Raw genomic sequence first — 14845 nt, 5'->3', positions numbered from 1 at the left:
AAATCGAATTGCTATTTTTTTATTAGATTGGCAATAGAAGCAACCATCATTCCCAATGTACTAAATGAGGTTGCATAAGCCAAAATATTACTGATATTCGCCTTACCTTTCTTAGCTTTGCTAGGTACAATTATCTCACACCCAGGCTCTATCTGTTTCTTACCACTACCCTTCACCTTCGTAACCTGACCATTCATATAAATAATGAATTTCTTACTCTTCTTCGCATTTTCAGAATAGCCACCGGATTGGTTTATGTAGTAATTTATGTTCTTACCTTCTATATAGGAAACAGTATTCGGAACCATTACAGCACCATTAATAGTTATTGTATTATTGTTCTTCGGAATAGAAACAACATCGCCTTCACGTAATACAAGATCTGCCGTACTTCCCGGTTTAGCCAATGCTTTTTCCAAGTCGATGCCGACTGTGAATGTATTCTCGATACGGATACCTAAAGAATCAATCATAGCTTCTCCAAGTTGCCTGCTCATTAGACGAATCACATCACCCATGCGTTTCTTTTCGCTGGCGTTAGCTACACGAGTCAGTTTTGCACCACGCAGGTAAGCGTAGTTCGTAGCACCACCGGCTTTGTTGATTAAATCCGAAAGGCGTTCTTCACGGCTGGTCATCGCATAAGAGCCACCGAAAAGGATTTCACCTTCTACCACCACATTTTGTTGCGGCTGATAGCCGGGACTTCGACGTACATAAACCTCATCATAAGGTTGAAGTACAAATCCCGGCTTCCCATCCACCACAAAACCCTCTTTCAAAGAAAAAGTATATATCTGACCAATTGTATCGCTGTCTACCGTACTTCGGGGATTCTTGATTCGACGGGATACATCCACACGGACAACCGAAGCTGCTTCACGCAAACCACCTGCCTGGATGATAAGGTCTTCAAGAGTCATATTATCAGCGTAGGGATAAGAATCCGGCTTGGCTACTTCACCGTGGATGACAACATCACCTTTATCTTCCAAGTCGTGGATACTTGGGATATAGAGGATGTCATTCTTCATCAGGATGATATTGGGGGAAGTACCATCCATTATGGCTTTGATGTCTACCGGGATAACTTCACTGGTCAGGTCTTCGCGTTGGCGGTAAAGGACGGCACGGTTCAGGAACGCATCACCCGTAAGACCTTGTGATTCGTTGACGAGTTCGCGGATTGTATTCAGTTTACCGTTCAATTCATAAATTCCCGGGCGATAGACTGCACCACGGATTTCGAGTTTGTTAATGAAACGGTTAAGGATGGCTTCGGCTGTAACGACATCACCGTTTCGCATTTTATAGACGCTGTAATCCAAGTCTTTAACTGTATTTACTTCGTACTCCTGACCATTCTGACGTACTACACGCAGTGAACGGGTGTAGGCATCCGCTTCGAAACCACCGGCATAGCTGAGAAGGGTAGATAAGGATTCGTCCTTCTTCATTTCAAAACGCATGGAGCGTTTCACTTTTCCGTCGATCTTTACCAATACTTCGTAGGCGGGGACGATGACAACGTCACCTTCCTGGAGACGGATGTCGTCCTGAATGTTTCCTTTCAGTATGAATTGGTAGACGTCAATTGTGGCGATGTTCTTACCGTTTCTTACCAGTTGGACATTGCGAAGGCTTCCTATGTCACTGACTCCGCCGGCACGGTAAAGTGCATGAAATACAGTGGCAAAAGAAGAAAGGGAATACGTGCCCGGTTGTACAACTTCGCCCATCACGTTGATTTGAATCGTACGTATACTACCCAGGGTCAGACGGATATCCGAGGTAGGGTCGGTGGCGCTGTTAAGGCCGTTGTATATCTTATTTAAAGTTTTCTTGAGATAGTCGTTGGCTTCGGTGATGGTCATACCGTTCAGGTTGACAGGGCCGATTTTCTGAATGTTGATAGTGCCATCAGGGGAAATCTGCTGCCGGATAGTATTCTGGCTCGCTCCCCATATGTCGATAATCACTTCGTCACCCGGGCCGAGACGGTAGTTCAAGGGAGTGGCGATGTTCACACTAGGTTCAAAAGTCAGGTTTCGGGTATTGAAGATATTTCTGCCGAAAACTTGGTTGCCACGGTCGAGGTCTTGTGTGCTCGGGTGGTCTTCCTGCATGTCGGAAGTATTTTCTTTCGTTTCTTCACGCAGACGCGACTCATTAATATCAGTGCCGGTGGCATTGGAAGTATTTACATTGTTCTGACGTTCATACAACTGTTTCACACGTATCGCCTGTTCCTTGGTCACACCTTTGCGGGCTAGTTCCGAGGCTAGTTGTTTTTGTTCTTTTCCTTGCTTGATGCCATCTTTCACATATTCAAGGACTTGGGAATCACTCATGCTTTGAGCCAGCAAAGGAGAGGAAACCCCTAACATTAGAATGAATAGAAACGCAGTAATCTTTTTAGATAGTGTCATTGGTGTTTTTTGTAGATTCCACATAACCGATTGGCATGTCCACGCAAGCACAGCCAAGCATATTTAAACGGACGGCGATTTTGCTCTTGCCCCCTATCGTGACGAGTTCGCCGACAAGACCTCTGAGAGGACCTTTGATGACACGGACTTTCTCACCACGTGCCAAAGGAGAACTGTTCATACAAATTGCTTCGTCGGAATAATCGAGCATGAAACGAAAACGAGCCATCTGCTCATCGGGAATAACGGCAGGAGTGCTTTCACCACGCATCACCATATAACGGCTGACCGTGGAAAAACTTAGAACTTCCTTGCGTTCTTTAGGATCAGCATGTACAAATACCATCATCGGAAGCAATACAGTATTGACAGCCTTACGACGGTCGCTCCATTGATGTACCTCTTGCTGGACGGGAACGAAAGTATCGATTCCCATCTTGAACAAACGCTCGGCAACCTTCTTCTCGTGATGCATACGAACCAGTGCTACATACCAGCGTTTTGAGTGTGCTACGCCTTCCCCTGTCCCACAACCGGGCGCGGCGCTAATAGACTTTTCCTTTGCAAAAATCATAATTTTTTACCCCATGTTTATCTGTTACTTCTTAGGTAACGGACAATACACATGCAGAACGCATACAACAGCAATAAAAAGGAAAAAAAACAACATGAGGGAAGAAAAGATATGGTTATCCGGACTCCAAGACAGACGCTTTTTGAGGTTAGGAAATAGAAAGTCACAGAGCATGAAGAGCTTATTCCTCATGTTCAGAAACTTTATGTGGGTATATTTGAAAGAAAAAGGAAAAAAAGAAGTTTATTGCTTGTTTCCTATTATTATTTTTCTCTATCTTTGTAGCAAATAAAAATCCGTTACCTAAGAAGTAACAGATTCACTAAATCCCTAAACCCTAATACTTTAGTTGAATTATTCAGAGCATTCTAAAACTCTTCACGTAAGAATAATTCATTTTATTTACTTTTGTTCTTTCTTCTAATTCAAAGCCTTTTAAATAGATCTGTGTTGTCTTGATTGATTTATGTCCCAGCGATTCGCTTATCATCTCGATAGGAACTCCCCTGTATTTCGCAGTAGTAGCCCATGAATGCCGGAGTGTATAAGAAGTGATGGACGAGCGTATCCGCAACTGTCTTGACAGGCACTTCAAGTCATTATTAAACCGTCTCAAAGCTGTCTGATACTCGCGATATGCCTTTTCATCCGTCCTCTTATACTCTCCGCTTAATATTCGGAAAAGATAGTTGGGACGATTATCGGGATACTCCTCATTATATCCGTTACACAAACGGGCAATGGCATCCTGTGCCGAATCCAGAATCTCGAGACTCATGGGCGTACCGGTCTTCATACGGTTGTACTTCAAAAGTCCCTGCTCAACGTTAGATTTCTCCAAATGGGCAAAGTCAACAAACGGCATACCGCAAAACTGGAACAACAGACTGGCAACAGCTTGTGTGCGTCGCAGTTTCTCCGTCTTAGGGTCTTCGTTAAGCAAGACATGAAGTTCACGTATCGGAAGCGCCTTCTTCTGACGGGTATCGACACCCGTAAAGACATCCCGGAACAGACCGTACACATAAGGAGCTTGCCGACTATCGACTCCCCGATTGTAGATACAACGCAACATACGCATATACGTAGAAATCGTATTAGGCTTCAGATGAGAAGCCGCCAAGTAGTTGCTATACGCCTTCAACGTATCGCGATTCACCCTACTGAAAGCGATGAATTGACTTCCGCAAAATTTCGTAAAGGAACGGATAGCATGTTTATACACATGAGCCGTTGAATAACGACCCTCCCTTCGCAAACGATCTATATATTCGTTTGCACAATTAGTAAATTGCTTTTTCTTCATAAATAAATAATTACTTATCTAGTTAGCCATCAAATGACGGACGGAATATAATAAGATTATAGATAAAATAAGTTGCCATTTCAGAATTACTCACTGTTTTCAACTGATTTTCGAATATTTTCTAAAAAAATAAGAACGGCGATGCAGTATTCCGGTAATCTGTGCATTTACCCTATAAAGCCAAGAAATAAAAAAGATAATCAGACCTATATCATAAGACCTAAAACCTGAGCTTAACAAGTGGGGGAAAAAACAAAAAAGAGAGAGAGTTTTTTTATTTAACGTCCCCAAAAAAGAAACCCCTGCTAACTTTAAAGTTGGCAGGGGTTTTATTTTAGATACTGAGTTTATCTTTAAACGCCATTATTATCTTTAAACATCAGGCGCCATTACCTTTTTACTTGCAGTATTTCTTAATCAGCTCATCCACGTTCGGATCACCCAATTCTTTAGCTTTCTTGAAGTTTCCGCAAGCCTCGTCCGTCTTTTTCAACTGTATCTGGCAGAGCCCCAGCAAACGGTAGGCTTCGCCATATTTCGGGTCTGTTTTCAGGATATTATTCAGAATTTGAATAGCTTCCTCATAACGTCCTACACGCAAATTGACGACAGCATTTTCAGCCTGGTAAGTCAAGTCTGTGGGATTCAGTTCGACAGCTTTGGCAATATCGTCCAATGCACGTTGATACTGGCGTGCTTTCAAGGCAGCCTGTTCACGATAATAATAGAATACATCGTTCACCTGGCCGTTGACAGCTTTAAAATAAGCGTCGTAGTCGAACATAGCGTTTCGTGACTGGTTGGCGTTCATATTCATTTGTGCACGTTCCAGCAGATAAGGAGCGAAGTCCGCCGTAATAGGTTGCGGACAACGGGCGATACAACTATCCAACAGCACCAGGACTTCTTTCGGATCGGCTTTCATCAGCTCTTTTGTTTTGGCAGCGCTGAAGAACGTACCGGGAGAAGCGATATTGCTGGCATTTACTTTCTCGTAAGCAGCCAAAGCTCCGGCATAATCCTGTTGGGCAAATAAGATATCACCTTCCAGTTGGACATAAACAGGCAGCGGGTCGATAGTGATGGCCTGACGTACATTCTTCAAAGCAGTGTCATATGACCAGTCCTTATACGGTTTCTCCGGTTTCGACAGTTGGTAAGCGTACATCAGCTTACCTATATTATAATATACATCATCTTTCTTCTGAGCTACTTTCAACGCTTGGTTAAAGTCGGCAACGGCCTTATCGAACCAAGACTGGTCGTCCTTGCCCTTAGCTACGTAATAATTCGCACGGCGAAGATAACCATCCGCATTCATCGGGAACTGACGGATAAAATCATCCAACAGCTTTCCGTAATCTTCTTCCGACAGGCTTGAAGAAGCCATGAACAGATATACCAATGCCTGGTCTTCCGTTTCGGGCAGACCTTTGCGGATACCTATGCTTTTCAGTGCCGCATCTCCCAAAGAAAGGGCGCTAATCTTCTGTGACATGGCAAAGGCAGCTCCTGCGGCATAGCAAGTAGTCACCGTGTCAAGGCCGGATGATTTCTGTGCAATACCGAACACCTGACCATCCACGTTCATCACCGGACAGCTCACCATCTTGTCTTTCATCTGCATGCTCAACGTATAGTAATGATATTCGCCCGCCACTTTGGAAACCTCTTTCACTTTACCCGATACACAAGCAATGCTTTTCTGTGTAGAATAAGGAAGCATCCACGCGTCGGCTCCCACTGCCGGAGCAGTATTCGCCACAACCAACGCAGGCACCTTCTTTTCAGTAATAGCTACACGGAACTTGATAACATCATACATATCATTCGCTCCCAATATCGTGCTGACAGGCATTTGTTTGCCTTCGGCCGTGATAACCACCGCACGTTCGGCACCTTTAAAGAGAGAGTAGTCGGACAGCGCCAACCCGTCTTCGGATACAAAAAATCCGTTTCCGGTATTCAGCATTTTGTCGTTTTTGTCGTAAGTCACCACCGAGAAGACAGCGCGTTTCGCCTTCTCTACCCATTTAGGGGTTTGTGCCATGCTTCCCTGTGCAAGGAAGATGAGCAGTAAAGGTAAGATTAAAATCTTCTTCATATCACTCGTTGTTTCTTTGTTTCACACCTTCGTAAATCAGGATACCGGCGGCAACAGACACATTGAGGGATTCGATGGTTCCCAACATCGGTATCTTCACCCATTCGTCGCAGAGTGCCAGGTTATCATAAGACACACCCGTATCTTCCGCACCCATAATGACGCACAACGGCCCTGTATAATCGGCTTTCGTATAGTCATAATCCCCTTTTTCGGTAGCAGCCACGATGCGGAAACCGCTATCTTTCAGGAATTTCAGCGTCGTGCGCAGACTCTGTTCGCGGCATACGGGAAGCGTATGCAAGGCTCCTGCCGAAGTTTTCACGGCATCGGCGTTCACCGACACGCTGTTACGGGCGGGAATAATCACCGCGTCCACACCGGCACATTCGCAAGTACGGGCAATCGCGCCGAAATTGCGCACATCGGTTATCCCGTCCAGCATCACGAAAAACGGATTCTTCCCCTGCTCAAACAAGAAAGGAACCATATCTTCCGTCTTCTGATAGGTCACAGAAGAAATGAAGGCAATCACACCCTGATGATTCTTGCGGGTGATGCGGTCGATACGCTCTACCGGAACACGCTGAACAGGAATCAGCAGACCATTCAAAGCCGCAAACAGCTCTTTGGAAAGTTCACTCTGAATGTCTTTCTTCACAAGGATTTTATCAATCTCTTTTCCAGCCTGAATGGCTTCTATCACGGCACGAACGCCGAAAATCATTTCACTTTTATCTATCATCGCGGTTATTTACTATTTTCTATTTACCAGTTACTATTTGTCGGTTACTAATCGCTAATTACTATTTAACAGAGCTTTGGCGTTGCTAAGGGCTGCTTCGGTCAGTGTGGCGCCACTCAGCATATGAGCGATTTCCTCTACCCTCTCCGCGTCGGTGAGACGGCGGATATGGCTGTTGGTTTCCGTATCACTGTCTTTCTTATATACCTTATAATGAGCGCATCCACGGGCGGCAATCTGCGGCAGGTGGGTAATGCTGATAACCTGGCGGTTCTGTTCGCCCATCTCCTTCATCATATCCGCCATGCGGTCGGCTATTTCGCCGGATACTCCCGTGTCTATCTCATCAAATACGATAGTCGGCAACTTCACGGCTCCGGCAATCATGGCTTTGATGGAAAGCATGACGCGGGCTATCTCACCACCGGAAGCTACGGAAGAGATATTCTGCAACATACCGTTCTTATTGGCGGAGAACAGGAAGCTGACCGTATCTTCTCCCTGCAAGCCCGGTTCTTTCTTGAGTCCCATTTCCACCTGGAAACGGACGTTCGGCATTCCGAGCGGAATCAGTCGGGCGGCCAATTGCTTTTCCACTTCACGGGCAACCTTTGTACGGGCTTTCGTGAGCAGTTCGGCCTGTTGTTTTACTTTCGCATATTGTTCATCCTTGCGGGCGGTCAGTTCGGCGATACGTTCATCGTAAGAAGTGATGTCGGACAGCTTGCGACGGTATTCTTCCGTCAACGCTATCAACTCGTCAAGCGTCTGCGCATGGTGTTTCTGTTGAAGGGAATAAATCAGGTTCAACCGCTCGTTCACTTCGTCGAGACGCACGGGGTTGAACTCTACGGAGTCACTTTGCGAAGAAACTTCGTGCGAAATATCTTTCAATTCAATATAGGCGCTTTCCATGCGTTCGGTAAGTTCCTTGGCGGGTTGATAGACTCTTTGCAGGCTGTTCAGCGTATTCAGGCTATCTTTCAGGGATGAAAGCAAGCCCCCTTCGTCCGAGAAAAAGGATTGTTCCACCCGATAGAGTCCCGCCTTGATTTCTTCCGCATGGCTCAACATTTCAGCTTCCTGCTCCAACTCTTCCTGCTCACCTTCGGAAAGGTGGGCTTCTTCAAGCTGTTCCAGTTGGAAACGGATGTAATCTTCATCGGAACGGCTTTTCTCCGCCAATGCCATCAACTCCGCCAGTTCGCGCTCGGCCTGCTTCCACTCTGCATAACGGGCATGGTACTTTTCCAATGCGGCGTCATTATGTGCCAGGATATCGAGCACGTTCAACTGGAAACCTTCTTTATTGAGCAACAGGTTCTGATGTTGTGAATGTACATCAATCAACAGTTCGCCAAGCTCCTTCACCTGCGACAGCGAAGCGGGAGTATCGTTGATAAATGCCCGGCTCTTGCCGGATGCCTGCACTTCACGGCGCAGGATGCACTCCTCGTCATATTCCAGTTCGTTGTCCTCAAAAAACGGGCGCATGCCATAGCCCGATATATCAAAACGAGCTTCTATTATACATTTAGAAGCTCCACGGCGAATCGCCTTCACATCGGCACGCTGTCCCAACAGCAGACCGATGGCTCCAAGAATGATTGATTTTCCGGCTCCCGTTTCACCTGTTATAACGGAAAAACCTTTGTCGAAACTAATATCCAGTTTCTCTATCAACGCGTAATTCTGAATGTATAGTGAACGTAACACCTTTCTTTAAATTTAAGAATTAAATATTAAGAATTGGACGACATAACCGCTACCAAACGGTCGATAATGTCTTGCGCCACTTCCGTTTTCGGTTTCAGCGGATAGTCCGTGCGACCTTTCCGGTCGATGATGCTGATTTTGTTTGTATCATGACGGAAGCCTGCTCCTGCGTCATTCAGCGAATTGAGCACGATAAAGTCGAAGTTCTTGCGTTCAAGCTTTCCTTCGGCATTCTGCTGTTCGTTATTCGTTTCGAGGGCAAAGCCTACCAACAACTGGCCTTTTCTTTTCGTAGCTCCCAAACTGGCCGCGATATCTTTCGTTGCCCGGAGATGCAGGGCCAGTTCTTCTTCCTTCTCCCGTTTAATCTTCCTGTCGGCTACCTTTTCAGGGCGATAGTCGGCTACTGCCGCACAGAGGATAGCAGCGTCGGCATCGGAGAAGCAGGCTTGCGAAGCCGCATGCATTTCTTCCGCCGATTCCACATCGACACGGCGGATACGGGAATGTTTCGCTTCCAGTTGCACAGGGCCTGCTATCAGCGTCACTTCCGCACCACGGCGAGCACATTCTTCCGCCAGGGCAAATCCCATCTTTCCCGAAGAATAATTGCCGATGAAACGGACAGGGTCTATCTTTTCGTAAGTCGGGCCGGCCGTTATCACGATTTTCTTTCCTTGCAGTTCGTCGCTTGCCGAAAAGAATTCATCCAGGGCACGGATAATCGCTTCCGGTTCTTCCATGCGCCCCTTCCCTACCAGATGGCTGGCAAGTTCTCCCGTCCCCGGTTCGATGATATGATTACCGAACGAGCGGAGTATATCCAAATTCTTCTGTGTGGAAGGATGGGCATACATATCGAGATCCATCGCCGGAGCTACAAACACCGGAGCTTTGGCCGAAAGATAAGTCGTTATCAGCATATTGTCGGCTATCCCGTTTGCCATCTTGCCGATGGTAGAGGCGGTGGCCGGCGCAATCAGCATGGCATCCGCCCACAAGCCGAGGTCTACGTGGCTGTTCCACGTTCCGTCGCGCTGGGCAAAGAACTCACTGATGACCGGTTTGCTGGTCAGAGCCGAAAGAGTGATGGGAGTAATAAATTCTTTTCCCGCCGGAGTAATTACGACTTGCACTTCCGCTCCTTGCTTAATGAGTCCGCGGATGATGTAACAAGCCTTGTACGCGGCAATACTGCCGGTAATTCCAAGAATTATCTTTTTTCCTTTTAGCATTATTTTGTAATCAAATTACTCATTTCACGCAGACGGATTTTTGTCAACGTCGCCTTTGTATTCAGCGTGAAGTCACTGTTCAAAATCCAACTGTAATATCCGGGGTCTTTCTTCAGAACCTCGGCTACTGACATTCCTTTGTACTTTCCGAAGTTAAACACTTCCACCCCATTGTCGTCATACACCATGCGTCCGGCAAAGTCTACATTCTTGTTGTAACTGGAGTAGTCCGCCAGGAACGCAATATCGTTCTGAAGGTCGGAATAGCGGTCGAGCTGTGCTTTCAGCACCTCGTAGGTAGCCCGTGTGTCCGCTTCCGCAGTATGGGCATCTTCCAGGTTCTTGTCGCAATAGAATTTGTAGGCGGCAGACAAGGTGCGTTGTTCCATTTTGTGGAAAATCACCTGTACGTCTACAAATTTGCGCTTCGTCATGTCGATGTCTACGCCGGCACGCAGAAATTCTTCCGCCAGCACCGGAATATCGAAACGGTTGGAATTGAATCCTGCCAGGTCGCAGCCTTCGATGTCACGGGCGATGTTCTTTGCCACTTCCTTGAAAGTAGGGCAATCCGCCACGTCGGCATCATAAATGCCATGTACTTCGGAAGATGCTTCGGGGATATGCATTTCGGGATTGATACGCAAGGTTTTTGCTTCCTCATTCCCGTTCGGGTAAACTTTCAAATAGCAGATTTCAACAATCCGGTCTGTGTTGATATTGGTTCCGGTCGTCTCAAGATCGAAAAAGACGATGGGGTTTTTCAGGTTTAATTTCATTTCTTGTTATTTTATTGGGCCACCACAGAGGACGCAGAGGACACAGAGGGTTATTTAATAATAAATATTCAAATTTATCCTCTGTGTCCTCTGCGTCCTCTGTGGTGAATTAGCATTAATCGTTCAGCATCATCGGCATCAGCAGCATCAGCAGGTCTTCGTTCTCTTCCTGTTCCACAGGGATGATAACTCCGGCACGTGACGGGTCGGCCAGTTCGATAACCACTTCGTCGGCCGAGATATTGTTCAGGATGTCGATAAGGAAAGTAGACTTGAAGCCGATGCTCATTGGAGCACCTGCATACTGGCACACCTGTGTTTCTTCGGCAGAAGTGGAGAAGTCGATGTCCTGCGCGGAAATCACAATCTGATTATCCTGCACACGGAGTTTAATCAAACTACTCGCTTGTGACGAGAAGATGGACACACGGCGCAAAGCACCTACCAACTGCTGGCGGTCTACGGTTACCTTGTGAGGGTTGTTCTGAGGAATTACCGAGTTGTAGTTCGGATAACGTCCTTCGATGAGACGGCACACCATGCGGTATTTTTCAAGCATGAATACAGCGTTGCGTTCGTCAAATTCGACAGTCACAGTTCCCTGTTCTTTCGGCAGAAGGTTCTTGAGCAAGGTAGCCGGTTTCTTCGGAAGGATGAAGGCTGCGCGCTCGTTGCCTTTGGCAGCTAACGTCTTGCAACGTACCAGTTTATGACCGTCCGAAGCCACCATTGTGATGTCTTCTGTTGTAATATCAAAATAAATACCGTTCATCACGGGGCGGAGTTCATCGTCGGCAGTGGCGAATACGGAGCGGTTGATACCACCCAGCAATACTTCAGCCGCCATTTCCACTCGGACTGCGTTGTCACCCAGTGTAGCCGACTGTGGGAATTCATCCGCATTCTGTCCCATCAGGCTGTATTTTCCGTTTTGGTACTGCACTGTGATTTCGTAATTATCCGGATTGATGTCAAACGTCAACGGTTGTTCCGGAATCTCTTTCAGTGCATCAAGCAATGTTTTCGCTACTACGGCAAAACGCCCGTTTGTATCGCCATTCACTTCAACGGTAGTCACCATCGTCGTTTCGCTGTCAGATACGGTCACAGACAATGTTCCGTCTTCCAGTTCGAAGAGGAAACAATCGAGAATCGGCAGCGCATTTTTTGAATTAATCACACGGCTGATGGCCTGTAAATGGCTGGAAAGAGCAGTACTTGAAACGATAAATTTCATATATTTTCGTGTATTTAAGTTTTAAATGTTCTATCGCACAAAGTTACGAAAAAAGATTCGTGCTACCCAACAAAACAAAAGAAAAACTGAGTTTGTGTGAGGGATATTCCCAAAAAATCGTAACTTCGCCGCAGAATTTAAATTAATCGCAATGGAATTTACAGGAAAAATCATCGCTATACTCCCTCCGAGAGGTGGAGTTTCAAAGACTAGCGGCAATGAGTGGAAATCACAAGAGTTCGTTATCGAAAACCACGACCAATACCCGCGCAAAATGTGTTTCGACGTATTCGGCGCGGACAAAATCGAACAGTTTAACATTCAGATGGGCGAAGAACTGACCGTATCATTCGACGTTGACGCCCGCCAGTGGCAAGACCGCTGGTTCAACAGTATCCGTGCATGGAAAGTTGAGCGTGTCGGCGCAGGTGCTCCGATGGCTCCGGGTGCTCCCGTTCCTCCACCGGCTCCGTCGGCTACTCCGGATTTCACTCCGGGCGACGCTAAAGACGACCTGCCGTTCTAAGCCGAAAGTATTCCGCTTGACGATACAGATAAAAAACTCCCGGTGAGAATGTTCTTGCCGGGAGTTTTTTTATGCCCGCACTTTGTAAAGATTCCGCCGTGGGCTGAACACACTTCATTCCGGGGATGAGCAACAGTCTGCTGCGGGGCGGGGAAAATTCTCCCACGGGTTACGGAAGAAACGAAGCAACATCAGCCAGGGCAATTCTCCCTTCCTCAAAATTTCACCGGCAACAGCAACAGCTTTTTCTCTTTCTTTCTATTTCTATTTTTTATATTCTATTCTCTTCTATTCTCTTCTCTTGGGTTATGGTTCGGTTATGGTTCGGTTTTTACGCCCTGCCAGAAGGCGTTTCAGAAGTTTTAGTTTTCGAAAAAAGGGCGATATTTTCCAACTAGGTTTTCGGGTAGGTTTTCTGTTATTTTCCCGTAGGTTTTCCATAGGATTTTCCACTGCTCAAATCCGGAAAATCTTATTCGGAAGCTCTTTTTCCCACATAGAAAAACAGGTTTTCAAATGAGATTTCCAAGCAGGGCTTTACTCCGTTTTATACCGCAAAACGATGTTAGGATAAACTACTCCATCAGCATAGGTGAACTGGGCAAAAAGTATAAAATTGCGAAAAAATTCGGAGTTGCGCAAGAAGAAATCCGGCACGAAACGGACTTGTTTTTCCGCTTGATGGAACAGATGGTCGAAGTCCGCCATCAACATAAAATGATAAGAATCGGACATACTATCCATTCCTGCCCGATAGGCGATTGCTCCATCGAGCACTTCGCCTTTGTCCAACTGGCGGATGTAACGGGACAGACTGTCTTCATCGGGAGCGAGCAGCAGACGCCCGCCATAGAAAGCGGCATACATATGGGATGCCGGTTCCACAAAACTGGTTAGTTGCGTAAACAACGTTGTTTGAGGGAGCCGATAGACAGGGTAAGCCTTATTGGCGGTATAACAAAAAGTTATACGGGGCTTTCTAACCCCTTCTTCGGCAGGAGCGGTATTGACCAACGAGCGCAGCATCCGTTCAGCTTCCGTCACGTCCAGTACGGACAAGCTCAACACTGCTGCCGCATCTTCTTGCAAGGTATCTTCCCGCTGAAACAGGCAGGCAACCAAATCGTGCCCGGTATTCTCCATCAGATAATGCGATAACTCCCTGTCCCTGTTTTGCATTTCAGCAGTGCGTCCTGCGGTTGCGTACCCTTGCAAATCGCTGTAAGAGAGCAAGGAGTTCCAGTCGGTTATGCTTTGCTTACTGAAATAGAATGCGGTAGAGGGCAGCACTTCGCCGGGAAATCCCTGCACGGATTCTTGTTGGCGGAGCAGGTTGATAAAGGTGAAGCAGGTATCTGCGTCGTGGCTGATTCCTGTGAAATAGACAAAGTCGTCTTTCATCTTCATATCGAACTCCGTCCATCCAATCATTCCGTTCACACGGGTATAGATGGTGGCGGCAGCCGTACTTTTCTTCGGCGCGCGCACTTCGGTGAAAGTAGAATCATCCGCCAGTGAATCCCCTTTCTTATAGGCATCAATGACGTCTTCCACCAGTTTCTTCTGGAAACTCAATGCCATGAAATCGGGTGTCAGGTAGCAGGCGAGGAAATCACCGTCGGACATGGGGTAAATCATTATTTCCTCTCCTTTATAGTCGAAGCTTTTCGGCGGGTAGAGCGATGAGATATATTTCTGCACAAATCTGTCGATTAACTCCCTGTCTCCTGCGCCCAACCGACAATAAAGTACCTGATTGCGTTCATTATCCGGCTCGTGGAAGCTAATCAGCATTTGGTTCATTTGCCGGCTTAACCCGTGCGGACTGTCTTCCGAAAGCGCATAGAGGGTCTGCTTCAGATAAGAAAAAAGTTTGAATACATGCAGATATTGCTGATTCTTGCTACAAGTCAGGCCGTCTATTTCGGTGACAAATCCGAGCACGTCATCGGTGGCAAATACCGCGGAAGCGGTGGTCGGAACTAACTCGTAAAGGTTGAAATCCTTCTGTCCTTCGGCGGCCGACAACCGGAAAAAAGAGTATAAGGCGAAACCTGCGCACAAAAGTACAACAGAAGAAGTGACCGCTATTTTCACTATCGTACGAAGTTTCATAATATCCGCTGTTTATCGGTTAGGTGCAAAAATAATAATTTCTACAAAGGAAACAAAACTTTTGCTAAAAATTTCACCG

General features: G+C 46.5%; 11 protein-coding genes. 1 reads left to right on the top strand and 10 read right to left on the bottom strand.

Translation table 11 applies throughout. The features are described from left to right. Window positions 1–11: 11 nt before the first annotated feature. From AB5443_RS10440 to dnaN, 9 genes are all read right to left on the bottom strand, one after another. The gene (locus tag AB5443_RS10440) at window positions 12–2429 is read right to left on the bottom strand and encodes an SLBB domain-containing protein (protein WP_277135328.1); all 2418 of its coding nucleotides are present in this window, start codon (window positions 2427–2429) and stop codon (window positions 12–14) included. Then, window positions 2416–3003, bottom strand: a complete 588-nt coding sequence (locus AB5443_RS10435; RefSeq protein ID WP_022137826.1) for a UpxY family transcription antiterminator — start codon at window positions 3001–3003, stop codon at window positions 2416–2418. The genes AB5443_RS10440 and AB5443_RS10435 overlap by 14 nt, the downstream gene beginning before the upstream one ends. A 358-nt stretch (window positions 3004–3361) precedes the next feature. After that, entirely contained in the window at window positions 3362–4309 is a 948-nt protein-coding gene (locus AB5443_RS10430; RefSeq protein WP_277135329.1) for a site-specific integrase, read from the bottom strand. Window positions 4310–4706: 397 nt separating this feature from the next. Further along, complete coding sequence (locus AB5443_RS10425; RefSeq protein ID WP_277135330.1) at window positions 4707–6413, bottom strand: serine protease; 1707 nt, start codon at window positions 6411–6413, stop codon at window positions 4707–4709. A gap of 1 nt (window position 6414) precedes the next feature. After that, window positions 6415–7158, bottom strand: a complete 744-nt coding sequence (rlmB, locus tag AB5443_RS10420; RefSeq protein WP_022137822.1) for a 23S rRNA (guanosine(2251)-2'-O)-methyltransferase RlmB — start codon at window positions 7156–7158, stop codon at window positions 6415–6417. A 54-nt stretch (window positions 7159–7212) separates the two neighbouring features. Continuing rightward, window positions 7213–8874, bottom strand: coding sequence for a DNA repair protein RecN (gene recN / locus AB5443_RS10415; protein WP_368114558.1), 1662 nt, complete (start codon window positions 8872–8874; stop codon window positions 7213–7215). 26 nt (window positions 8875–8900) lie between these two features. Continuing rightward, on the bottom strand, window positions 8901–10109 hold the full coding sequence (gene coaBC, locus AB5443_RS10410) for a bifunctional phosphopantothenoylcysteine decarboxylase/phosphopantothenate--cysteine ligase CoaBC (RefSeq protein ID WP_022137820.1): 1209 nt from the start codon (window positions 10107–10109) through the stop codon (window positions 8901–8903). Next, the gene (locus AB5443_RS10405) at window positions 10109–10888 is read right to left on the bottom strand and encodes a 3'-5' exonuclease (protein ID WP_022137819.1); all 780 of its coding nucleotides are present in this window, start codon (window positions 10886–10888) and stop codon (window positions 10109–10111) included. The genes coaBC and AB5443_RS10405 overlap by 1 nt, the downstream gene beginning before the upstream one ends. Window positions 10889–11003: 115 nt before the next feature. Continuing rightward, the gene (gene dnaN / locus AB5443_RS10400; protein WP_044653422.1) at window positions 11004–12125 is read right to left on the bottom strand and encodes a DNA polymerase III subunit beta; all 1122 of its coding nucleotides are present in this window, start codon (window positions 12123–12125) and stop codon (window positions 11004–11006) included. Between the two features lie 151 nt (window positions 12126–12276). On the opposite strand from dnaN, the gene AB5443_RS10395 reads away from it, so the two are divergent. After that, window positions 12277–12651, top strand: coding sequence for a DUF3127 domain-containing protein (locus AB5443_RS10395; protein WP_044653421.1), 375 nt, complete (start codon window positions 12277–12279; stop codon window positions 12649–12651). Between the two features lie 537 nt (window positions 12652–13188). Here the strand turns inward: AB5443_RS10395 and AB5443_RS10390 are convergent. Further along, window positions 13189–14766 carry a DUF3352 domain-containing protein gene (locus AB5443_RS10390; RefSeq protein WP_368113980.1) on the bottom strand — a complete coding sequence of 526 codons (1578 nt, stop codon included), beginning with the start codon at window positions 14764–14766 and terminating at the stop codon, window positions 13189–13191. Window positions 14767–14845 lie beyond the last annotated feature (79 nt).

It is taken from the genome of Bacteroides sp. RTP21281st1_H5_RTP21281_210402, from assembly GCF_040918965.1.
Taxonomy (GTDB): domain Bacteria; phylum Bacteroidota; class Bacteroidia; order Bacteroidales; family Bacteroidaceae; genus Bacteroides; species Bacteroides congonensis.
The sequence above is the reverse complement of the archived record's forward strand: the minus strand, read 5'-3'. Positions and strand labels throughout refer to the sequence as shown.

Coding starts and splice junctions, on each gene's coding strand:
- AB5443_RS10440 (WP_277135328.1), bottom strand. CDS start 2,429: ATGACACTATCTAAAAAGATTACTGCGTTTCTATTCATTCTAATGTTA.
- AB5443_RS10435 (WP_022137826.1), bottom strand. CDS start 3,003: ATGATTTTTGCAAAGGAAAAGTCTATTAGCGCCGCGCCCGGTTGTGGG.
- AB5443_RS10430 (WP_277135329.1), bottom strand. CDS start 4,309: ATGAAGAAAAAGCAATTTACTAATTGTGCAAACGAATATATAGATCGT.
- AB5443_RS10425 (WP_277135330.1), bottom strand. CDS start 6,413: ATGAAGAAGATTTTAATCTTACCTTTACTGCTCATCTTCCTTGCACAG.
- rlmB (WP_022137822.1), bottom strand. CDS start 7,158: ATGATAGATAAAAGTGAAATGATTTTCGGCGTTCGTGCCGTGATAGAA.
- coaBC (WP_022137820.1), bottom strand. CDS start 10,109: ATGCTAAAAGGAAAAAAGATAATTCTTGGAATTACCGGCAGTATTGCC.
- AB5443_RS10405 (WP_022137819.1), bottom strand. CDS start 10,888: ATGAAATTAAACCTGAAAAACCCCATCGTCTTTTTCGATCTTGAGACG.
- dnaN (WP_044653422.1), bottom strand. CDS start 12,125: ATGAAATTTATCGTTTCAAGTACTGCTCTTTCCAGCCATTTACAGGCC.
- AB5443_RS10395 (WP_044653421.1), top strand. CDS start 12,277: ATGGAATTTACAGGAAAAATCATCGCTATACTCCCTCCGAGAGGTGGA.
- AB5443_RS10390 (WP_368113980.1), bottom strand. CDS start 14,766: ATGAAACTTCGTACGATAGTGAAAATAGCGGTCACTTCTTCTGTTGTA.